The 20,922-nt window shown below is 66.6% G+C and carries 18 protein-coding genes; 15 read left to right on the plus strand and 3 right to left on the minus strand.

Annotation, left to right across the window (positions count from 1 at the left end; genetic code table 11):
* Positions 1-336: 336 nt before the first annotated feature.
* The gene (locus tag AXA74_RS22130) at positions 337-1,302 is read left to right on the plus strand and encodes a LysR family transcriptional regulator (RefSeq protein ID WP_029577170.1); all 966 of its coding nucleotides are present in this window, start codon (positions 337-339) and stop codon (positions 1,300-1,302) included.
* A gap of 3 nt (positions 1,303-1,305) precedes the next feature.
* Here the strand turns inward: AXA74_RS22130 and AXA74_RS22135 are convergent, their stop codons facing one another.
* Positions 1,306-2,073: an IclR family transcriptional regulator gene (locus AXA74_RS22135; RefSeq protein WP_029577171.1), complete on the minus strand. Its 768-nt coding sequence runs from the start codon at positions 2,071-2,073 to the stop codon at positions 1,306-1,308.
* A 118-nt stretch (positions 2,074-2,191) separates the two neighbouring features.
* On the opposite strand from AXA74_RS22135, the gene AXA74_RS22140 reads away from it, so the two are divergent.
* From AXA74_RS22140 to AXA74_RS22170, 7 genes are read left to right on the plus strand one after another with little or no spacing between them, the layout of a single operon-like run.
* The gene (locus AXA74_RS22140) at positions 2,192-3,178 is read left to right on the plus strand and encodes a Bug family tripartite tricarboxylate transporter substrate binding protein (RefSeq protein WP_032957550.1); all 987 of its coding nucleotides are present in this window, start codon (positions 2,192-2,194) and stop codon (positions 3,176-3,178) included.
* A gap of 3 nt (positions 3,179-3,181) precedes the next feature.
* Positions 3,182-4,741, plus strand: a complete 1,560-nt coding sequence (locus AXA74_RS22145; protein WP_032979463.1) for a bifunctional 3-(3-hydroxy-phenyl)propionate/3-hydroxycinnamic acid hydroxylase — start codon at positions 3,182-3,184, stop codon at positions 4,739-4,741.
* Positions 4,742-4,743: 2 nt separating this feature from the next.
* Entirely contained in the window at positions 4,744-5,511 is a 768-nt protein-coding gene (locus AXA74_RS22150; RefSeq protein ID WP_230588853.1) for an SDR family NAD(P)-dependent oxidoreductase, read from the plus strand.
* On the plus strand, positions 5,508-6,821 hold the full coding sequence (fahA, locus tag AXA74_RS22155; protein ID WP_032979462.1) for a fumarylacetoacetase: 1,314 nt from the start codon (positions 5,508-5,510) through the stop codon (positions 6,819-6,821). The genes AXA74_RS22150 and fahA overlap by 4 nt, the downstream gene beginning before the upstream one ends.
* Complete coding sequence (locus AXA74_RS22160; RefSeq protein ID WP_029577176.1) at positions 6,818-7,141, plus strand: NIPSNAP family protein; 324 nt, start codon at positions 6,818-6,820, stop codon at positions 7,139-7,141. The genes fahA and AXA74_RS22160 overlap by 4 nt, the downstream gene beginning before the upstream one ends.
* 11 nt (positions 7,142-7,152) lie before the next feature.
* Positions 7,153-8,460: a homogentisate 1,2-dioxygenase gene (gene hmgA / locus AXA74_RS22165; protein ID WP_051593988.1), complete on the plus strand. Its 1,308-nt coding sequence runs from the start codon at positions 7,153-7,155 to the stop codon at positions 8,458-8,460.
* Positions 8,461-8,479: 19 nt separating this feature from the next.
* On the plus strand, positions 8,480-9,460 hold the full coding sequence (locus AXA74_RS22170) for a Bug family tripartite tricarboxylate transporter substrate binding protein (RefSeq protein ID WP_029577178.1): 981 nt from the start codon (positions 8,480-8,482) through the stop codon (positions 9,458-9,460).
* Positions 9,461-9,488: 28 nt separating this feature from the next.
* On the opposite strand, the gene AXA74_RS22175 is transcribed toward AXA74_RS22170, so the two are convergent.
* Together AXA74_RS22175 and mnmE are read right to left on the minus strand one after the other, a co-directional pair.
* Positions 9,489-11,543, minus strand: coding sequence for a prolyl oligopeptidase family serine peptidase (locus tag AXA74_RS22175; protein ID WP_185843359.1), 2,055 nt, complete (start codon positions 11,541-11,543; stop codon positions 9,489-9,491).
* Between the two features lie 126 nt (positions 11,544-11,669).
* Positions 11,670-13,022, minus strand: a complete 1,353-nt coding sequence (mnmE, locus tag AXA74_RS22180; RefSeq protein ID WP_032957560.1) for a tRNA uridine-5-carboxymethylaminomethyl(34) synthesis GTPase MnmE — start codon at positions 13,020-13,022, stop codon at positions 11,670-11,672.
* A 122-nt stretch (positions 13,023-13,144) separates the two neighbouring features.
* On the opposite strand from mnmE, the gene AXA74_RS22185 reads away from it, so the two are divergent.
* The 7 genes from AXA74_RS22185 to AXA74_RS22215 form a co-directional block, all read left to right on the plus strand.
* Positions 13,145-14,725 (plus strand): ABC transporter substrate-binding protein, encoded by a 1,581-nt coding sequence (locus AXA74_RS22185; RefSeq protein WP_032979460.1) that lies wholly within the window; start codon positions 13,145-13,147, stop codon positions 14,723-14,725.
* A gap of 12 nt (positions 14,726-14,737) precedes the next feature.
* A complete protein-coding gene (locus tag AXA74_RS22190; RefSeq protein ID WP_029577182.1) occupies positions 14,738-15,712 on the plus strand; it encodes an ABC transporter permease in 975 nt (324 codons plus the stop codon).
* A complete protein-coding gene (locus AXA74_RS22195; RefSeq protein WP_029577183.1) occupies positions 15,709-16,614 on the plus strand; it encodes an ABC transporter permease in 906 nt (301 codons plus the stop codon). Before AXA74_RS22190 ends, AXA74_RS22195 begins: the two co-directional genes overlap by 4 nt.
* A gap of 8 nt (positions 16,615-16,622) precedes the next feature.
* Complete coding sequence (locus tag AXA74_RS22200; protein ID WP_162230780.1) at positions 16,623-17,597, plus strand: ABC transporter ATP-binding protein; 975 nt, start codon at positions 16,623-16,625, stop codon at positions 17,595-17,597.
* Positions 17,594-18,622, plus strand: a complete 1,029-nt coding sequence (locus AXA74_RS22205; protein WP_223850470.1) for an ABC transporter ATP-binding protein — start codon at positions 17,594-17,596, stop codon at positions 18,620-18,622. The genes AXA74_RS22200 and AXA74_RS22205 overlap by 4 nt, the downstream gene beginning before the upstream one ends.
* A 33-nt stretch (positions 18,623-18,655) precedes the next feature.
* Positions 18,656-19,855 (plus strand): M20 aminoacylase family protein, encoded by a 1,200-nt coding sequence (locus AXA74_RS22210; protein WP_032957566.1) that lies wholly within the window; start codon positions 18,656-18,658, stop codon positions 19,853-19,855.
* A gap of 663 nt (positions 19,856-20,518) precedes the next feature.
* A partial coding sequence (locus AXA74_RS22215) for a peroxidase family protein (protein WP_346194086.1) occupies positions 20,519-20,922 on the plus strand: 404 nt, incomplete at its 3' end.

Raw genomic sequence — 20,922 nt, forward strand, 5'->3', positions numbered from 1 at the left:
GTTGAGCGGCTCATCGACGATCTCTTCGCAGGCGGCAGCCACGCCCGGCGTGTAGGCCAGGCCGAGGTCGCGTTGCGTGACCAGCGGCTTGGAGGCCGTGATGGCGATCTTCCCCGGCGTGGGGAACTCGTGGTAGTCCAGCGCTGCCTGGCGGTCGTTGGGATGTTGGGGCATGTCTTGTCTCGCGGGGTACGTGCCGGCATCGGGTCGATGCTGCTCAGCATTTACGCAAGTCTAAAGACCAGATATAAGGTGTCGATTTGAGCTTTTTATAAGTCCATAAGATTTGTCTTATGCTTGTGGCATGAAATCCCGATATATAAACAGGGCCGTATCGTGACCCTCAGCGCGGCCGAAATCCTGCACCGGCTGGCGAGCCGCTTGAAGATGCGCCATTTGCGTCTGTTGCTGCTCATCCGTCAGCATGGTTCGCTCACCCGGGTGGCCCAGCATATGGCGACCAGCCAGCCGGCCGTCACCAGCGCCCTGGCCGAGATCGAATCCATGTTCGGGGCGCCGCTGTTTACGCGCTCGATGCGTGGCATGGTGCCCACCGCCCTGGGAGACATCGCGCTGGCGCGTGCCCGGGCCATGTTGCAGGACCTGGACCACCTGGCCCGCGATATGGAGGCTGCCGCCAGCGGCCATGCGGCCCATGTCAATGTCGGCGTGATCCCCTTTGTCTCCGGGCAATTGCTGTCGTCGGCCATTGCACGCACCCTGCCCGATGGGCGGCGTATCACGGTGACGGTGCATGAGGGCACCAGTGACGTCCTGCTGGGTTTGCTGCAGGAGCACGCCTTGGATGCGGTAATCGCCCGCGCGGCCGCGCCCACCATGCGCGACAAATTGCAGTTCGAAGTGCTGTACCGGCAAAGGCCCCGCCTGGTGGCCAGCCGGCGCCTGGCGGCGCGGCTGGCGCGCGGCCGCCTGAGCTGGGACGATCTTGCCGATCTGGACTGGATACTCGGGACGGCGCAGACCCCCATGCGGGAACAGGTGGCCGCGCTTTTCCTGGCCGAGGGCTTGCCGCCGCCCATGCCGGTGGTGGAAACCAATTCTTCCAAGCTCATCGGTGAAATGGTGGCGGCCAGCGAACGCGCGGTTTCCGCCTTGCCGGCCGATATCGCCGATGAGCTGGTGCGCATCGCCGGCGTGGCCATCGTTCCGTTCACCTTTGAATGGGCCTTGCCGCCCATCGCGCTGTTCACCCGCAAGGATGGCCAGGCGCGCGACGTGGATGGCCTGTTCGCCCAGGCTTTGCGCGATGTATGCGGCCAGATCTACGGCAGCGCCGGCTAGGGATCAGCTGGCCAGCACCCGGCCTATCTGCTGAGCCTGCTGTTGCAGATTCATGGCCAGGGTGGCGATGCGCCCGGCGCGCATGCGCTCGTCGATCGCCGCGATGCTGATGGCCGCGATCGGCCTGTCCAGCGAATCGAAGATGGGCACGCCGATGGCGGTCACGCCCAGGGTGACGCGGTTGCGGATGAAGGCATAGCCCTGCCTGCGGGTAGCCAGCACCGAGGCACGCAGGCTGTCTTCGTCAAGATGCGCTTCGGCCCGCACGCGAGGCAGGATCTGCGTCATCACCTCTTCGTATTCGGCCTGCGGCAGATAGGACAGGATGGCCAGGCCGCCGGCGCCCAGGCCCAGCGGGCGCCGGCTGCCAATGGACAGCGTGTTGACGCGGATGGGCGAAGGCCCTTCTTCGCGCGCCTGGCAGACCGACTCCGTGCCGCTGCGCACGCTCAGATAGACCGTATCGCCCAACTCTTCGGCCAAATACTGCATGCCCGCGCGGCAGTGTTCGCGCAGATCGAAAGATGCGGCCGCGGCCAGGCCCAGTTCAAAAGCCAGGGGACCGAGCGCATAGCGTTTGCCGGTTTCGCGCTGCACCACCAGCCTTTCCTGCATCAGCTGCTGCAACAGCCTGTGCACCGTGGAGTGCGCCATCTCCGTGTCCTTGGCCAGTTGCGTCAGGGCCAGGCCGCGGCGGCCCGCCGTCGCCAAGAGCTTGAGCAACTGGACGGAACGCTCGATGACCCCGGGTTCGGTCGATCTGGCAGTCATAAGTGATGTCCATTGAATGGAAATGTGGCCATGGGCGTATTGGAGAGAATCATATAGTTCTCTCGAAAACGAAGACAGGATTTTCTGTAGAACGGAAAACCACACCCGGAGACGAGATATGAAGCCGTGCATCACGCTGAGCCGTCGCGCCTTGTTGGCCGGCGCCGGGGCACTGGCCCTGAGCCGTTTTGCCCATGCCGCCAGCGCCTACCCCTCCCGGCCTGTGAGCTGGGTGGTGGGCTTTCCCGCCGGGGGCGGCACGGATTCGCTTGCCCGCACAGTGGGAGCGGGACTGGCCGAAAAATTGCGCCAAAGCGTCATCATCGACAACCGGCCGGGCGCGGCCGGCATCCTGGCCGCCGACCGGGTGGCGCATGAAGCCGCCGACGGGTACACGCTGTTGACCGGCGATATCGCCATCCTGGTCTTCAATCCGGCCATCTATCCCAATGTGCGCTATGACGCGCTGCGCGACTTCACGCCAGTGGCGCTGATGGCGCAGTTTCCGCTCATCATCGCCACGCACCCGGGCAGCGGCCTAAATAGCATGGCCGATGTCGCCGCGCAGGCCCGCAAGGCGCCGCAGCGCGCGCTGTACGGATCAGCCGGCGTGGGCACGCCGCATCATCTCGCCATGGAGCTGCTGCAGAAAGAAGCGGGTTTCCCGATGGAGCACGTGCCTTACAAGGGCGACACCCCTGCCCTGCAGGACCTGGCGGGTGGACAGATCCCGCTGGCGGTGCTGGCCCCGGCGGTGTCGCTTCCCTATTTCAAGAGCGGCAAGCTGCGGCCGCTGGCGGTGACTTCGGAGACGCGCCTGGCCCAACTGCCCGATGTTCCCAGCTTGAAGGAGCTGTCCATGGCCAGCGACGGCGTCTATGCCTGGCAGGGTCTGGTGGGTCCGCGCGCCATGCCGCAGGACGTGGTGCGGCGCCTGAGCAGCGACGTGATGGCAGTGCTGCAGGCGCCCGAGGTGATCGCCAGGCTGGCCGAACTCGGCATGGAGCCCTGCCCGGCCGATGCGCAGGCCATGGCCGAGCATATCCGCAAGGAGCAGGCGCGTTGGGTGCCGCTGATCCAGTCGCGCGGTATCCGGAGCAGCTGAGCCATGCAGGATGTCGACGTCGCCATCGTCGGTTGCGGCCCCACGGGCGCCACGCTGGGCAATTTGCTGGCCGGGCGCGGCCACCGTATCGCGCTCCTGGACCGCGCCACGGAGATCTACCCCAAGCCGCGCGCCATCACCGCCGACCATGAGGCGCTGCGCGCCTTCCAGGAGTGTGGCCTGGCCGAGGAAATCAGCGCCGGCGCCATTGCGCATCCCGGTACCGACTATCTCGGTGTGCGGGGCCAGGTGATCAAGCGCTTCTACCCGCTGGACAGCCTGCCTCCCCTGGCCTGGGAACCCACCTTCATGTTCGCGCAGCCCGAATTGGAAGCAGTCCTGCGGCGCGGCCTGCAACACCACGGCAACGCCCGCATGATGCTGGGCCGCGAACTGCTGGCGTATGAGCAGGATGATACGGGCGTGAGCCTGCGCCTGGATGGCGGCGAGCTGCTGCGCGCGCGTTATCTGCTGGCTTGCGATGGGGGCCGAAGCCTGGTGCGAAAGCAGGCGGGCGTGGGCGTGGAGGATCTCGCCTTTGACGAGAACTGGATCATCATCGACGCGCATCTGCGCGGCTACACCGCGCTGCCCGAGCGCTGTGTGCAGTATTGCCGTCCATCGCGCCCGGGGACTTATATCGTGGGCCCGGGCCTGCTGCGGCGCTGGGAGATCAAGATGCTGCCGGGAGAGCGTCCGCAAGACTTCGAGACCGAAGCCGCCTTGCGCCGCGTGCTGCGCGAGTTTGTCGATGACAGCGGCCTGGACATCATACGCACCGCTGTCTATCGCTTCCATGCCCTGGTCGCGCAGCGCTGGCGCGACGGCCGCGTGTTCTTGCTGGGCGATGCCGCCCATCAGATGCCGCCTTTCATGGGCCAGGGTTTGTGCGCCGGTGTGCGCGACGCGGTCAATCTCGCCTGGAAGCTGGATCATGTGATGCGGGGCGCGGCGGGCGATGCCCTGCTCGACAGCTATGAGGCGGAACGCAAGCCTCATGCCAAGACCGTGGTGGCCCATGCCAAGGCCTTTGGCCTGATCATCGGCGAGCTTGATGCCGACCGTGCGCGGCAACGCGATGCGCGGCTTGAGGCCGAATTGGCCAGCGGCAAGGCGCAGACCGTGCGCCAGCATTTCATTCCGGATCTCGCCGGCGGCCTGATCGCCATGGAGGCGCCGGGCCGGCCAGCGCAAGGCGCCGGCGAGCTCTTCGTGCAGCCATGGGTCTTTTCGGGCGGGTCCTGGTCGCGCCTGGATGACGTGATGGGTTTCGGCTTTCTTCTGGCCTTGCGCGAACCGGCCCTATTGCAGGCGCTGCCCCGCTCCTTGGTGGAGGCCTGGCAGGCGCTCGGCGGACGCCACGTCGTGATCGGACCCGCAGCCCTGCCGGAGCGCGATGGCCTGTTCGAGACCTGGATGAAGCGCCATGAGGCCCAGGCGGCGATCGTGCGTCCGGATCGGTATGTGTATGGCACGGCCATGGACGCGGCCGCGCTGGAAACGCTTTTATCCCGGCTGTTGCGCAGTCTCGCCGCGCAGCCATGCTCTCTTGACGTGGAATGACGATGCAAAACACTCCCATGGCCCTGGCCCCTGACGCGCTGGCGGGCAAGACCGCGCTGGTCACCGGCGGCAGCAGCGGTATTGGCGCGGCCACGGCGCGTCTGCTGGCGCAAGCCGGCGCGCGCGTGGCGGTCGCGTACTTCAATGGCGAGGACCGCGCGCGCGCGCTTTGCGCCAGCCTGCCGGGCACGGGCCATGAGATCCTGCGCTTGCCGCTCGACGATGAACAAGCCCAGGTGCAGGCCGCGGCCCGGCTGGCGGCGGCCTTCGGCAAGCTGGACATCCTGGTGCACTCGGCCGGCTATACGCAGAAAATCGCGCATAGCGATGTGCAATCACTCAGTCCCGCGCTGTACAACGACATTCTGCGCGCCAATGCGGGTGGCCCCTATGCCATCACGCGCGCTTTCCTGCCATTGCTGCAACAGTCGGCGCAGGCCGTGGTGGTGGCCGTCTCGTCCGTATCGGCATTCACGGGCTCGGGCAGCAATATCGCGTATTGCGCGGCCAAAGCGGCGCTGGATAACACCATGCGGTCGCTGGCGCGCGCCTTCGGCCCGGTGCGTTTTCTTTGTGTTTCACCCGCGGCCGTGGACACCGGCTTCGTCGCCGGCCGCAGCCGCGAAGACCTGGAAAAACACGCGGCGCGCACGCCGCTGGGCCGCGTGGTCGGTCCCGAGGATGTGGCCGAAGCCGTGCTGGCCGCCTGCGCGCTCCTGAAGACCGCGACTGGCGTGCGGCTGGTGATCGATGGAGGACATACCTTGTGAGCGCCATCGACGAGACTCATGATCCGGCGCGGCGCAGTTGGGTGGCCAGCGCCAATCTTCCAGGTACGGACTTTCCGATACAGAACCTGCCTTTCGCGGTGTTCCGCAGCGCCGATGGCCGCCGGCGCGTGGGCGTCGGCATAGGCGATGACATCCTCGATGTCTCGGCGGTGGCATCGTATATGCAAGGTCTTGCGGCGCAGGCCGCGCAGGCCTGCGGCCAGCCGGCGCTCAATGCCCTGATGGCCTTGGGACCCGCCGCGCGGCGCGCCCTGCGCGCAGCGCTATCGCAAGGCCTGGATGCGCGCCAGGAAGGCCGCCTGTTGGCGCCCGCGTTGTTGCCGCAGTCCGAGGTCGAGCTGTGCCTGCCGGCGCGCATCGGCGGATTCACGGACTTCTTCGCATCCATCGACCATGCGACCAACGCGGGCCGCCTGTTCCGGCCCGACGCGCCGCTGCTGCCCAACTATCGCTATGTGCCGGTGGCCTATAACGGGCGGGCCAACAGCGTGCGAGTCGAGCCCGGCATAAGAAGGCCCTGGGGACAGGTGCGCGCGGCCGGCGAAGACGGGCCGCGCTTTACGCCCAGCCAGCGCCTGGATTACGAGGTGGAGCTGGGGGCGTATATCGGCCTGGCGTCGGCGCCGGACGCGCCCCTGGCCATGTCGCGGGCCTGGGACCATATCTTTGGCTTTTCGCTGTTGAACGACTGGTCCGCGCGCGACATCCAGACCTGGGAGTACCAGCCCCTGGGGCCGTTTCTGGCCAAGAGCTTTGCCACCAGTGTCGCCCCCTGGGTCGTCACACCGGAGGCGCTGGCGCCGTTTCGTTGCGCGGCGCGCCCGCGCAGCCCGTCGGAGCCCGCGCCGCTGCCGCATCTGCACGATGCGGCGGACCAGGCGGGCGGCGGCATCGACATCGTGCTGGAGCTGCGATTGCGCAGCGCGCGCATGGCCGAACAAGGGCTGCCGGCCCACACCTTGTCCCGCGGCAATACCCGCGATCTGTATTGGACATTTGCGCAGATGCTGGCTCATCACACGAGTAATGGCAGCGCGCTGGACAGCGCGGACCTGCTGGGATCGGGCACGGTCTCCGGCGCTGCGCCTGGCACCTGGGGCAGCCTGCTCGAATTGACGCGCGGCGGCGCCGAGCCCGTCACCCTGCCGGGCGGCGAGGTGCGCGGCTTTCTGGCCGATGGCGACGAGGTGAGCATACGCGGCCGTTGCGAGCGCGCCGGCGCCGTGGGCATAGGCTTTGGCAATTGCGTGGGCAGGATACTGCCCGCGCGGCAGGAGACGCGAGCATGATCGTTGAACAGCGCACCTACACCACCCATCCCGGCAAATGGCGTGATTACCTCGCCTTGTACCAGGCCGAGGGGCTGGAGGTGCAAAAACGCATCCTGGGCCGCATGGTGGGCTACTACCACTGCGAGATAGGCGTGTTGAACCAGATCGTCCATCTCTGGGCCTATGAGGACCTCGATGAACGCGCGCGCCGCCGCGCGGAACTGGCGGCCGACCCGCAATGGCAGGCCTATGTGAAAAAAATGCTGCCCTTGCTGCAAACCCAGGAATCCCGGCTGCTCATGCCCGCCGCTTTCTTCACGCCCCGTTGGCAAGACTGAACCGATCCGCCATGACAACGATGAAACCCGATGCCTTGCAGTACCAGAGCGGCTTTGGCAACCGCTTCGAATCCGAAGCCGTGCCGGGCGCGCTGCCGGTCGGGCGCAATTCGCCGCAGCGCGTGGCCCATGGGCTGTATGCCGAACTCCTGTCGGGCGCGGCCTTCACCACGCCGCGTGAACATAATCTGCGCACCTGGATGTACCGCATCCGGCCGGCGGCCATGCATGGCCGCTTCACGGAACTGGCCGTGCCGCAATGGCAGACCGGGCCTTTCAATGAAGCGGCCACGCCCGCCAATCGCCTGCGCTGGAATCCCTGGCCCATGCCGCAGACGCCCACGGATTTCATCGACGGCATGCGCACCGTGGCCGGCAACGGCGACGCGCATGCGCAGGTTGGCGTCGCCGCGCACGTTTATCTCGCCAACCGGTCCATGCACAAGCGGTATCTGATGAACTCGGACGGCGAGATGTTGCTGGTGCCGCAGCAAGGCCGCCTGCGGCTGCACACCGAGCTCGGGCTGCTGGATGCGGCGCCCGGCGAGATCGTGCTCTTGCCGCGTGGCATGCGGTTTCGCGTGACCCTGATCGATGAGCAGGCACGCGGCTATGTCTGCGAAAACTACGGCAGCCCCTTCCGCCTGCCCGAGCTTGGCCCCATCGGCTCCAATGGCCTGGCCAACGCGCGCGATTTTCTCGCGCCCGTGGCGGCCTATGAAGAAGACGACGGCCCGGTGCAGCTGGTGAACAAATTCCTGGGCCGTTTCTGGCAAGGCCGGCAATCGCACGCGCCGCTCGATGTCGTGGCCTGGCATGGCAACCTGGTGCCCTACAAATATGACCTGGCGCGATTCATGGCGATAGGCAGCATCAGCTTTGATCATCCTGATCCTTCCATCTACACGGTCCTGACGTCCAACACGGATACGCCGGGCGTGGCGAACTGCGATTTCGTCATTTTTCCGCCGCGCTGGCTGGTGGCCGAGGACACGTTTCGCCCGCCCTGGTTCCATCGCAATGTGATGAGCGAGCTCATGGGCTTGGTGCGCGGCGTCTACGACGCCAAGGCCGAGGGTTTCGTGCCCGGCGGCATCAGCCTGCACAACTGCATGCTGCCGCACGGGCCCGACGCCGCCACCTTCGAGCGCGCCAGCCAGGCTGAACTCGCGCCGCATGCCTTGCGCGACACGCTGGCCTTCATGTTCGAAAGCCGCCATGTGTTCCGGCCCACGGCGCAAGCCTTGCGGGCCGACAATCTGCAACCCGACTATGACAGCGTATGGGAAGGCTTCCGACGCCATTTCGCGCCGCGCTGAAGTCCAGGAGGAGACAACAATGACAATCTGCCATCGACGCCGGTTTCTGCAGGCGGGCCTGGCGGCGGCGGGTATGAGCCTGCTGCCGCGCGCGTTTGCCCAGGGCGCCTATCCCTCGCGTCCCTTGCGGCTCATCCACGGTTTTGGCGCGGGCGGCAATGCCGATGTTGTCTCGCGGCTGATGGCCAGGCAGCTGGCGCAATCGCTGGGCCAGCCTGTCGTGGTCGAGATCAAGAGCGGCGCCGGCGGGCGCATCGCCAGCGATGCCGTGGCACACGCCAAGCCCGATGGCCAAACGCTGGTCATGTTGACCGGCGCGCATACGGTATCGGCGGCCATGACCCGCTCGCTGCCCTACGATCCGGTGCAGGATTTCAGCTTTCTGTCCACGGTGTCGTCCTTCCCCTTCGCCGTCGCGGTGCGCGCCGATCATCCGGCCCGCGACCTGGCCGAGCTGCTGGAGATGGCGCGCAAAGAACCGGGCAAGGTGACCTTCACGTCGGTCGGGGTCGGTTCGACCCAGCATATGACGGGCGAGTTGCTCGGCACGGCCGCCCGGGTCAAGCTGCTGCACGTGCCCTACCGTGGTGGCGGCGCGCCGGTGGAGGCCGTGATCTCCGGGGATGTGGATATCCTGTGCGATACGCTGACGGTAGCCACGCCGCAGATCAAATCGGGCCGCTTGCGGGCCTTGGCCGTGACCAGCGCCCAGCCCTGGCCCGGGGCGCCGGGCGTGCCCATCGTGGCCCGGACCTTGCCCGGCTTCGAGGTGCGCTCATGGCTGGGATTGGCCGCTCCGGCCGGTTTGCCCGCCGATATCGTCACGCGCCTCAATACGGCGATTGCCCAGGCCCTGCAGCACGCCGAGGTGCGCCAGATGCTGGCCACCCTGGGCAGCGAGCCCGCGCCCGGCACGCCCCAGGCCATGCGCGAGATGGTCGCCGCGGAGATCGCGCGCTGGCGCGATGTGGTGGCGCAGGCGGGCCTTGTGCCGGTCTGAACGGCTTATCCACAGGCCCGGGGGCGGCCTACTGCGTGACGGCCCGCCACAGAAAGCGGGCCTCGAGTGCTTCGGCGTGCGCAATGCTGCGGGCCTCGACCCCCGCGCCATGGCCACCGTCGCGCCGCTCCAGATACCACACTCTGTCGTGGCCCTGCGCCTGCATCCTGGCGGCCATCTTCCGCGCATGGCCCGGATGCACGCGGTCGTCGGACGATGAGGTGGTAAAGAGCACCGCGGGATAACGCAAGCCCGGCTGGACCTGGTGATAAGGCGAATAGGCGAGCAGCCAGGCGCGCGCACGGGGATCGTCCGGGTCGCCGTATTCTTCGATCCACGTGGCGCCCTGCAGCAGCTTGTGAAAGCGCATCATGTCCAGCACCGGCACGGCGCAGAGCACGGCGGCAAACAGGGCCGGGCGCTGCACCATGCAGGCCGCCACCAGCAGACCGCCATTGCTGGCGCCGCTGATGGCGAGCTGCCGCGCGCTCGTGGCGCCCGTATCGATGAGGGACTGGGCCACCGCGATGAAATCATCAAAGGCGACCTGGCGATGTTCGCGCAGCGCGGCCTGGTGCCAGGCCGGCCCGAATTCTCCGCCCCCGCGCGTGCAGGCAATGGCATAGAGCCCGCCGCTTTCCAGCCAGGTGACGCCCGCGCTGGCCATATAGACCGGCTCGTCCAGGGCCTCTTCGAAGCCGCCATAGCCATAGAGCAGGCAGGGTTGCGGCTGCGAAGACCGGCGCCCGATCAGCCAATAGGGAATCTGCACACCATCGGGCGCCGTGGCGTGGCACAGCTGCGCGGTCATGCCCTCGGTGTCGAATTGCGGCGGCAGGCGCGCGAGCAGCTGCCAGGCATCCGGGCCGGCATCGCAGGCGCGCGCATGGTAGAGCGCCGTGGGCTGCAGGAAGTGGTCGACATGCACCAGCACGGTGTCGTCGCGCAGGCTGTCCACGGCCGTCATCGTCACCGCGCTGTCGCCGGGCGTGGCGATGGACTCGGCCAGCCAGCCGCCCTCGGGCCTGGGCCGCAAGCGCCGCAGATGGGTCACACAATCCTGGCGTTCGGTCAGGATCAGGTAGTTGAGCGTGAAGTCCAGGTCGGCCAGCACGCGGCGCGGCGCCGGGGTGAACAGGACATCGGCGCGGGTGTCGCCCGCCAGGAAGCGCTCGCGCCGCAGGGCCAGCAGGCTGCCGGCCGCATGGTGCGCGTCGGACGTGCGCCACGCCGAGCGCAGGTGGATGAACAGCCACTCGTGCCACTCGTTAAGTTCGGCGTCGGCCGGGACTTCGTAGCGCCGCCATTGGCCCGAGGCCTCGTCCAGCCAGAGCCAATCCGTGCTCCACATGCTGAGATAGCGCACGGCCAGGTGGCGCTTGAGTTCATGGTCGTACCAGGCATGCACGGAGATATCGCTGCCGGCGCATTCGAGCACGACGGGCGATTGCTCCAGCGGTATGCCGCGCCGCCAGCGGCGCAGCAGGCGCGGATGGCCGGCGTCGGTGAGCTCGACATCGTCATCCCAGCCCACATAGACCGTGTCGCGGTCTATCCAGTCCATGCTGTGCTGGCCGGGCTGCGTCAGCTGGAAGCCATCGGCCAGGAAGCTGCGCGTGGCGACGTCGAACTCCTGGATGATGCAGGCATCCGAACCGTCTGGCGACAGCGAGACCAGCGCGCGCTCGCCATCGGGATAGCGCAGGTCGAAATCGGCCAGGGTCCAGCGCGTGCCGTCCGGGCTGTCGCGGTTGACCGGCAGCGCGTCCACATCCAGCACGGTTTCCCAGCGGGGCGTGCCCGCCAGCCAATCCTGCCAGGACGCGCGCCGCACCAGGCCGAGCGGATGATCGGCGTCGGTCCAGGTGTTGTAGGCCCAGTCTCCATGCCGGGAGCAGGTCACGATGCGATCGGGCGAATCATAAATGGCGACCAGACGCTCGGTCAGGGCCGGGATGGCGGGATCCTGGTCCAGATGGCCGAGGGTCCGCTCGTTCTGCGCGCACACCCATTGCTCGGCCTTGCGGCTGTCCAGCGATTCCAGAAAAAGAAAAGGATCTTGGGGAATGTCCAGTGCGTTCAAGCTGCGCGGTCCTGTGGCGGTTGCGAAGCTGCCATCATAAAGGCCCGACGCCTCGCCGCCCGGCTCCGCGATAGCGTCTGCCACGGCGTTTGAGCTGATTCAATGGATGATGTCGCGGTACGGCGCTTATTTCCCGATGCAAAAGCTGGAAAAAATCTCGCCCAGCAGGTCGTCGCTGGTGAAGCGGCCGGTGATACTGGACAGGCTGTCGTGCGCCAGGCGCAGTTCTTCGGCAAAGAGGTCCAGCACGCGGTCGTCGTGGCTGGCGTGTTCGGCGGCGATGTCGAGGTGGTCGCGGGCGGCCTGCAGGGCGTGCAGGTGGCGCTCGCGCGCCAGCCAGGGGGATTCGGCGCCCGGGTTCCAGCCGGCCAGCTGCAGCAGCCGGGCGCGCAAGGTGTCCAATCCCTGGCCTTGCTTGGCCGAGATGCCGATCTGGTTGGCGCCCAGCCGGGGCGGCTCGGGCAGCAGGTCGATCTTGTTGAAGACGGCGAGCACGGGGGTGCGCGCCGGCAGGCGGGCGGTGATGTCGGCATCCAGTGTATCGCCGGGGGCCGTGGCGTCCTGCAGGTGCAGGATGAGATCGGCGCGCTCGATTTCCTTCCAGGTCCGCGCGATCCCTATGCTTTCGACGGTGTCGTCGGTCTCCCGCAGCCCGGCGGTGTCGACGATGTGCAGGGGCACGCCGTCGATGTGGATTTCCTGGACGACTTTGTCGCGCGTGGTGCCGGCGATGGGCGTGACGATGGCGATGTCGTCGCCCGCCAGGGCGTTGAGCAGGCTGCTCTTGCCGACATTGGGCTGGCCGGCGAGCACGACGTGCAGGCCTTCGCGCAGGATGACGCCTTGGCGCGCCTGGGCGATGAGCACGTCGAGGTCGTCGCGCAGCGCCTGCAGGGTCGGGCGCGCCTGGTATTTTTCGAGGAAGTCGATTTCTTCTTCGGGGAAGTCCAGCGTGGCCTCGACCAGCATGCGCAAGTGCACGATGCGATCGGCCAAGGCCGTGACGCGCTGCGAGAACTCGCCCGACAGGGAGGCCATGGCGCCGCGCGCGGCGGCCTCGGAGGAGGCGTCGATGAGGTCGGCCACGGCCTCGGCCTGGGCCAGGTCCATGCGGTCGTTCAGGAAGGCGCGGCGCGTGAATTCACCGGGCTCGGCCAGGCGCAGGCCGATGTCGCGGCCCGCTTCGAGGCAGCGCGCCAGGAGGCGCTTGAGCACGGCCGGGCCGCCATGGCCTTGCAGTTCGAGCACGTCTTCGCCGGTATAGGAGCCAGGCCCCCGGAAATAAATGGCGATGCCCTCGTCGATGGCCTGGCCGCCGGCGTCGGTGAACGGCAGGTAATGGGCATGGCGCGGGATCAGGTCGCGGCCCAGCAGCGCGCGGACATAGGCCTGCAGGTCGGGGCCGGATACGCGCACCACGCCGATGCCGCCGCGTCCGGGAGCGGTGGCGATGGCGGCGATGGGAAGGGCATTGCTCATGGCGGACGAAATCAAAACAGCGGAAAGGGGCAATAAGGGAATATAACTGTTGCGCGGCACAAAGTTTGCTGGTTATGGTCAGTGCGCGGTATTCGAACTCGAAACACTCTTGGGAGATCCAGATGGCATTTCGATTTTCGCGCGGACTGAGCTGTGGCGCGGCGGCTCTGTTGCTCGCATTCGGCACTCAGGCCTGGGCCCGCGATCTGGTGATCGCCCTGAAGACAGAGCCGAGTTCGATGGATCCGCAGTATCACGCGCTCACGCCCAATACGCAGATCTCCCAGACCCTGTTCAATTCCCTGGTCGAGACCGACGAAAAGCTGCAGCCGCAACCCGCCTTGGCCGAGTCCTGGACGGTGGATGGCAAGGTCTGGACCTTCAAGCTGCGGCCCAATGTGAAGTTCGCCGACGGCTCGCCCTTCACGGCCGAGGATGTGGTGTTCACCTATGACCGCATCCCCAAGGTGCCCAACAGCCCGTCGCCGTTCACGCTTTACCTGGGCTCGGTCGCCAAGACCGAGGCGGTGGATCCGATGACGGTGCGCATCACGACCAAGGAGCTGGCGCCCAACCTGCTGGTCAACCTGGCGCAATTGCCCATCATGTCCAAGAAGGCGGCCTCGGGCGCGGCGCCGGAAGGCAAGACCACCACCGAGCTCAACAGCGGCGACGGCCTGGTGGGGACGGGCCCTTATAAGTTCGTGTCATGGAAGCGCGGCGCCGAGCTGGTGTTCGCCCGCAATGAAAACTACTGGGGTCCCAAACCGGCCTGGGACAAGGTGATCTACCGTCCCATGACCAATGCGGCGGCGCGCGTGGCGGCCCTGCTGGCCGGGGATGTGGACCTGATCGAGGATCCCCCGACCGACGACCTGCCCAAGCTCAAGGCCGACAAGAAGCTGTTCGTCGAGGAAACCCCGTCGGTGCGGGTGGTGTACGTGGCGCTGGACCAGTTCGCCGAGCCCAGCCCGGGCATCAAGGGCACCGACAAGAATCCCATGAAGGACAAGCGCGTGCGCCAGGCGCTGTCGCTGGCGCTGAACCGCGAAGCCATCGTCGAGCGCGTGATGGGCGGGGTGGCCCAGCCGGCCGGCAACCTGCTGCCTTATCCCATGTTCGGCGCTTCCAAGGAGCACGCCAAGGCCCAGAAGCCGGATGTGGAGAAGGCCAAGGCCTTGTTGAAAGAGGCCGGCTATCCCAATGGCTTTGAGATCACGCTGGGCGCGCCTTCGGGCCGCTATGTCAATGACGCCAAGGTCGCGCAGGCCATCGCCTCGATGTGGACGCGCATCGGCGTGAAGACCAATGTGGACGCCATGGCGCCGCCCGTGTTCTTCAAGAACCGTGACAGCTATTCCTTCAGCGCCTATCTGGCGGGCTGGTCGGTGACCAGCGGCGAGATGTCCAATGCCTTGACCTCTTTGCTGGTGACGCGCAATCCGGAGGCGGGCCTGGGCACCACCAACCGCAGCCGCTATTCCAACCCGGCCATGGATGCGCTCGTCAAGGAGGCATCGGGCACCATGGACGATGCCAAGCGCGCCGCCTTGCTGCAAAAGGCCAGCAATCTGGCCATGGACGACTACGCCATGCTGCCCGTGCATTTCGAGCTGTCGGTCTGGGCCATGAAAAACGATGTGCGCTATAAGGGCCGGCCGGACCAGACCACGCTGGCGCAGAACGCGACACTGAAGAAGTAAGCGGCAGCCGGCATGCTTGCAACCATCATACGCAGGCTGCTGCAGACCATCGTCGTGATGGTGGTGATGTCGGCGGTGGTCTTCGCCGGCATCTACATGGTCGGCGATCCCGTGTCGATGCTGGCCAGCCCCGAGGCCACGGAGGCGCAACGCAGCGCCATCCGCGCCGCGCTGGGGCTGGACCAGCCCCTGTGGCGGCAATACCTGATCTTCATGGGCCAGGCCGTGCAGGGTAATTTCGGCAATAGCTTCCTGACTGGCGAGCCGGCCATGCGCCTTATCCTGCAGCGCATGCCGGCCACGCTGGAGCTGGCCGTGGTCGCCATGACGATGTCGGTGCTGGTCGGCGTGCCGCTGGGCATCCTGGCCGGGCTGCGGCCGCGCGCGGCGAGTTCGCGGGCCATCATGACGGGATCGGTGCTGGGCTTTTCGCTGCCCAATTTCTGGGTCGGGCTGATGCTCATTATGGTGTTTGCCGTCAGCCTGGGCTGGCTGCCGGCCAGCGGCCGCGGCCCGACCGTGAGCGTGGCTGGCGTGCCGCTCAGCGTCCTGACGCTCAATGGCTGGGCGGCCATCATTCTGCCGGCGGGCACCATCGCGCTGGCCAAGTGCGCGCTCATCATCCGCGTCACCCGGGCGGCCACGCGCGAGAGCCTGCCGCAGGATTACATCAAGTTCGCGCGCGCCAAGGGTCTGCCGGAAAAACGGGTGCTGGGCGTGCACCTGCTCAAGAACATCCTCATTCCCATCGTGACGGTGGCCGGGCTCGAACTGGGCCAGGTGGTGGCCTTCGCGGTCGTGACCGAAACCGTGTTTTCCTGGCCGGGCATGGGCAAGCTGTTGATCGATTCCATCATCACGCTGGACCGGCCCGTGGTGGTGGCCTATCTGATGCTGATCGTGTTCTTCCTGGTCATGCTCAACCTGGTGGTGGACATCATCTACACCGTGCTCGACCCCCGCGTCCGCCTGGAGGCTCGCCGATGACCGGCTCCACGACCACGCTGGGCAAGCCCATGACGCCGTCGCGGCGCTTCGTGAGCGATTTCTGCGCCAGCAAGCTGGCCGTGCTCGGGCTCGTCCTGCTTATTGTCACGATCGGCGCGGCGGTGTTCGCGCCCTGGCTCGCGCCGCAAAACCCCTACGACATCGGCGGCCTGGACATTCTGGATTCCAAGCTGCGTCCGGGCAGCGCCAGCGGCGACGGCAGCATGACGTATTGGCTGGGTACCGATGGCCAGGCGCGCGACATGCTGTCGGCGATTCTTTATGGCATGCGCACCAGCCTGCTGGTGGGCGCGGTGTCGGTGGGCGCGGCCTTTCTGATCGGCGCGGCCGTGGGATTGATCGCGGCCTATTTCGGCGGACGCATCGATGCGCTCTTGATGCGGATCGTGGATATCCAGCTGTCTTTCCCCGCCATCCTGGTGGCCTTGATCCTATTGGCCATCCTGGGCAAGGGTGTGGACAAGGTAATCATCGCGCTGGTGGTGGTGCAGTGGGCGTATTTCGCGCGTGCCGCGCGCGGCGCGGCCTTGGTCGAGCGCGGCAAAGAGTACGTGGAGGCGGCGCGCTGCATGTCGCTGGGCTGGACGCGGGTGCTGTTTCGCCATGTGCTGCCCAATTGCATGCCGCCCCTGATCGTGATCGCCACCATCGACCTGGCGCATGCCATTGCGCTGGAAGCCACGCTGTCCTTCCTGGGCGTGGGCGTGCCGGTCACGGAGCCCTCGCTGGGGATGCTGATCGCCAATGGTTTTGAGTACCTGCTGTCCGGGACGTACTGGATTTCGTTCTTTCCGGGGATAGCGCTGGCCCTGCTCATCATCGCGATCAATCTGGTGGGAGACCACTTGCGCGATGTGCTCAACCCCCGCAACGAAGCATGAGGGCGGACATGACGGACAAGGCGCCCGTGCTCGATGTCAGGAATCTGAAGACGCACTTCTTTACGCGCGCCGGCGTGGTCAAGGCCGTCGACGGCGTGGACCTGTATCTGCGGCAAGGCGAAATCCTGGGCCTGGTGGGCGAATCCGGCTCGGGCAAGAGCATCACCGGCTTTTCGCTCATGGGCCTGCTCGACGAGCCCGGCCGCATTGTCGAGGGCGCCATCCTGTTCGACGGCGAAGACCTGCGGCAGGCCGACGCGAAGCGCTGGCGTGCCCTGCGCGGCGAAGAGATGGCGATGATCTTCCAGGATCCCATGATGACGCTCAACCCGGTGTTGAGGGTGGATACGCAAATGGTGGAGACCGTGCTGGCGCATCATGACGTCAGCCGTTCGCAGGCCATGGCGCGCGCGCTGGAGGTCTTGACCATGGTCGGCATTCCCTCGCCGCGGGAGCGCCTGCGCGCCTATCCGCATGAGCTGTCGGGCGGCATGCGCCAGCGCGTGGCCATCGCGATCGCCTTGCTGAATTCGCCGCGCGTGATCATCGCCGATGAACCGACCACAGCGCTGGATGTGACCATACAGGCGCAGATTCTCTACGAAGTCCGGCGCCTGTGCCGCGAGACCGGCACGGCCCTGATCTGGATCACCCATGACCTGGCCGTGGTGGCGGGCCTGGCGGACCGGATCGCCGTCATGTACGCCGGACGCATCGTCGAGACCGGCACGAGCAAGGATGTGATCGGCCATGCCCTGCATCCCTATACGCTGGGGCTGATGGCCTCCATTCCGAGCGCGCGGGGGCGCGGCCAGCCCCTGGCGCAGATTCCGGGCATGACGCCGTCGCTGCTCAACCTGCCGCAAGGCTGTGCATTCCGCCAGCGCTGTCCGCGCGCCACCGACGCCTGTTTGCGCGAGCCCGAGCCGCGCGAAACCGGGCCTGGGCACTGGGTGCGCTGCTGGCATGCGGGAGAGGCATGATGGATAAGTCTGTGGATAGCCCCCTGCTGTCGCTGCGCGGCCTGGAAATGCGCTTCGAGCGGCGGGTGGACCTGGCCGGGCGCATCGCGAACCTATTCGGCGCCGGCCTGAAGGATCAGGTGGTGCACGCGGTGGCCGGGGTGGACCTCGATGTGCGGGCCGGCGAAGTCATCGGCATCGTGGGTGAATCCGGCTGTGGAAAATCCACGCTGGGCCGCATGGTGGCGGGGATTCTGCGGCCCTCTGCGGGCCGGATCCATTACCAGGGCGAGGACGTGGCGCATCTGGCCGCGCCGGCGCGGCGGCGCTATGAGTTGGCGGTGCAAATGATCTTCCAGGATCCCTATGCTTCGCTCAATCCACGCATGCGCGTCAATGACATCATCGGCGAGGCGCCGGTGGCGCATGGGCTCATCGCGCGCCGCGAGCGCGATGATTACGTGGCGGGCCTGATGCGCCAGGTCGGGCTGGACCCGGCTTATGCACAGCGTTATCCCCACCAGTTCTCGGGCGGGCAGCGCCAGCGCATCGGCATCGCGCGCGCGCTGGCGCTCAAGCCGACCGTGATCGTGTGCGACGAGGCCGTAGCAGCCCTGGATGTCTCCATCCAGGCCCAGGTCATCAATTTGTTCGGACAGCTGCGCCGCGATCTCGGCTTGACCTATCTGTTCATCAGCCACAATCTGGGCGTGGTGGCCTATATCTCGGATCGCGTCGCCATCATGTACCTGGGCCGCATCGTCGAGCTGGCCGACACCGACGCCATATTCGGCCAGGCCAATCATCCCTATACCCAGGCCTTGCTGCGCGAGCTGCCCACGCTGGATACCGAGCGGCGCGAGTACCGGCCCATCCAGGGCGAGCTGCCCTCGCCCTTGGCGCCGCCGGCCGGCTGCGCGTTTCACCCGCGCTGTCCACGCGCCATGCCGCGATGCAGCGAGCAGCGGCCCGTGCTGCGCGAAATCGCCCCCCGGCACTGGAGCGCCTGCCACCTCAACGACGAGGCCCCGGCGGCGCTGTGCTAAAAGAAAACCGTTCTCTCCACCCCGGCAACCATCATGAAGACCATAGACGAAATCCAACGCGCGCATGGCGAGCTGACCGCCTTGCGGCGCGATATCCATGCGCATCCGGAGCTGGCCTTCCAAGAGACCCGCACCGCCACCCTGGTGGCCGAGCGCCTGCGCGCGCTGGGGCTGGAAGTCCACACCGGCCTGGGGAAAACCGGTGTGGTGGGTGTGCTGCGCGCCGGCAGCGGCAAGAAATCCGTGGGGCTGCGCGCCGACATGGACGCCCTGCCCATGCCCGAGCACAACCGCTTCGAGCACAAATCCACCATCCCCGGGCGCATGCATGGCTGCGGCCATGACGGCCACACCGCCATCCTGCTTGGCGCGGCCCAATACCTGGCCGCGCATCCGGATTTCGACGGCACGGTGAATTTCATCTTCCAGCCGGCCGAAGAAGGCGGCAATGCCGGCGCGCGCGCCATGATGGAAGACGGCCTGTTCGAGCGCTTTCCCTGTGACGCGATTTTCGGCTTGCACAATATGCCGGGCATGCCGGTCAACCAGTTCGGCTTCCGGGCCGGCCCCACCATGGCCTCCAGCAACCGCTGGGACATCGTCATCAAGGGCCTGGGCGGCCACGCGGCCCAGCCGCATGCGGCCGTCGATCCCATTGTGATCGCCGCGGAGATGGTGCAGGCCCTGCAGACGGTGGTCTCGCGCAGCCGCAATCCCCTGGACCCGGCGGTGCTGTCCATCACCCAGATCCATGCGGGCGACGCCTACAACGTCATTCCGGGCGAGGCGGTGCTGCGCGGCACGGTGCGCACCTATACGGTGGAGGCGCTGGACAAGATCGAGGCCGATATGCGCCGAATCGCCACCACGCTGCCCCAGGTCTATGGCGGCAGCGGCGAACTGGACTTCGTGCGGGCCTACCCGCCCCTGGTCAACTGGGAAAAGGAAACCGCCTTCGCGGCCCGGGTGGCCGAGGAGGTGTTCGGCCGCGAAAACGTCAATCCCCAGGTGCCGCAGTTCATGGGAGCGGAGGATTTTTCCTTTTTCCTGGAAAAAGTGCCCGGCTGCTATCTCTTCCTGGGCAATGGTGATGGCGACCATCGCCTGCAGAGCTATCACGGCATGGGTCCCTGCCAGCTGCACAATCCCAACTACGACTTCAATGACGCCTTGCTGCCGGTGGGCGCCACTTATTGGGTCAAGCTGGTGCAGGCTTTCCTGCCCCGGGCCTAGGGTTCTGCACAGGCTGTGCACAGCTTATCCACCGGCTGCTCACATTTTGCGCACATGCTTGTTCCCAAGGTTATCAACAGCCCTTCTCCCAGGGGAAACCGGCACGGCCCCTGGGGGATAACCACAAGCTGTGGATAAACAAGTGAGCAGATAAGGGGCGGCGCCAGGTGGCCGGCCAGCCATATGACTGCCAGGATTGAGCAAAGGCGGATTAATTCGTTGGCCGGCGCGCCCGGGGTTTCCATAATCGGTCCGTGGCCTCCCGCTGGAGGCCGGACTCCAGGAAGCCCCGATGCCAACCCGTCTGGCCGATTACCTCGCCTGCGCCGCCCTGGCGCTCTTTATTGCCCTGCTGGCCCTGGCCTCGCCCACGCCTGCCCAGGCCGCCACGGCTGTCGTGCAGGCGCGCTGATCCGGCGCGCGGGTGCGCCATGATGCCCGCGCCTTTGTACCGGCTTCTTTGCATCTCCCTCCCCTCATAGCCCCGCACTATTGCGCAGATTGCAGCAATCAACCCTGCGGGCGCATCCCTTCGCGTATAGTCAGCCGCAAGCAAGGCGCTTGATCGTGCGCCACGGCCAGGCCTTGCAGGAGCCTGCAGCGCGCGCCACGCCAGCTCTGCCGCAGCGCGCGGCGGGTTCTGTTTCCTCAAGGAGAGAGAGCATGTCAAACGAGGCAAAGTGCCCTTTCAACCATAGCGCCGGCAGCGGCACGACCAACCAGGACTGGTGGCCGAAACGCCTCCGTCTGGAATTGCTCAGCCAGCATTCCGAAAAATCCAATCCCCTGGACCCGGCCTTTGACTATGCCCAGGCCTTCAAGAGCCTCGACCTGGCGGCCTTGAAGAAAGACCTCGCCGCCTTGATGACGGATTCGCAGGATTGGTGGCCGGCCGACTTCGGACATTACGGCCCGCTTTTCATCCGCATGGCCTGGCATAGCGCCGGCACCTATCGCATCGGCGATGGCCGCGGGGGCGCCGGCCGCGGCCAGCAGCGTTTCGCGCCCCTGAACAGCTGGCCCGACAACGTCAGCCTGGATAAGGCGCGCCGCTTGTTGTGGCCCAT

Source organism: Bordetella hinzii LMG 13501 (assembly GCF_001548475.1).
In the GTDB taxonomy this organism is placed as follows: Bacteria; Pseudomonadota; Gammaproteobacteria; order Burkholderiales; family Burkholderiaceae_B; genus Bordetella; species Bordetella hinzii.

Coding starts and splice junctions, on each gene's coding strand:
- AXA74_RS22210 (WP_032957566.1), top strand. CDS start 18,656: ATGAAGACCATAGACGAAATCCAACGCGCGCATGGCGAGCTGACCGCC.
- AXA74_RS22145 (WP_032979463.1), top strand. CDS start 3,182: ATGCAGGATGTCGACGTCGCCATCGTCGGTTGCGGCCCCACGGGCGCC.
- AXA74_RS22140 (WP_032957550.1), top strand. CDS start 2,192: ATGAAGCCGTGCATCACGCTGAGCCGTCGCGCCTTGTTGGCCGGCGCC.
- AXA74_RS22160 (WP_029577176.1), top strand. CDS start 6,818: ATGATCGTTGAACAGCGCACCTACACCACCCATCCCGGCAAATGGCGT.
- mnmE (WP_032957560.1), bottom strand. CDS start 13,022: ATGAGCAATGCCCTTCCCATCGCCGCCATCGCCACCGCTCCCGGACGC.
- hmgA (WP_051593988.1), top strand. CDS start 7,153: ATGACAACGATGAAACCCGATGCCTTGCAGTACCAGAGCGGCTTTGGC.
- AXA74_RS22150 (WP_230588853.1), top strand. CDS start 4,744: ATGCAAAACACTCCCATGGCCCTGGCCCCTGACGCGCTGGCGGGCAAG.
- AXA74_RS22190 (WP_029577182.1), top strand. CDS start 14,738: ATGCTTGCAACCATCATACGCAGGCTGCTGCAGACCATCGTCGTGATG.
- AXA74_RS22185 (WP_032979460.1), top strand. CDS start 13,145: ATGGCATTTCGATTTTCGCGCGGACTGAGCTGTGGCGCGGCGGCTCTG.
- AXA74_RS22135 (WP_029577171.1), bottom strand. CDS start 2,073: ATGACTGCCAGATCGACCGAACCCGGGGTCATCGAGCGTTCCGTCCAG.
- AXA74_RS22205 (WP_223850470.1), top strand. CDS start 17,594: ATGATGGATAAGTCTGTGGATAGCCCCCTGCTGTCGCTGCGCGGCCTG.
- AXA74_RS22200 (WP_162230780.1), top strand. CDS start 16,623: ATGACGGACAAGGCGCCCGTGCTCGATGTCAGGAATCTGAAGACGCAC.
- AXA74_RS22195 (WP_029577183.1), top strand. CDS start 15,709: ATGACCGGCTCCACGACCACGCTGGGCAAGCCCATGACGCCGTCGCGG.
- AXA74_RS22170 (WP_029577178.1), top strand. CDS start 8,480: ATGACAATCTGCCATCGACGCCGGTTTCTGCAGGCGGGCCTGGCGGCG.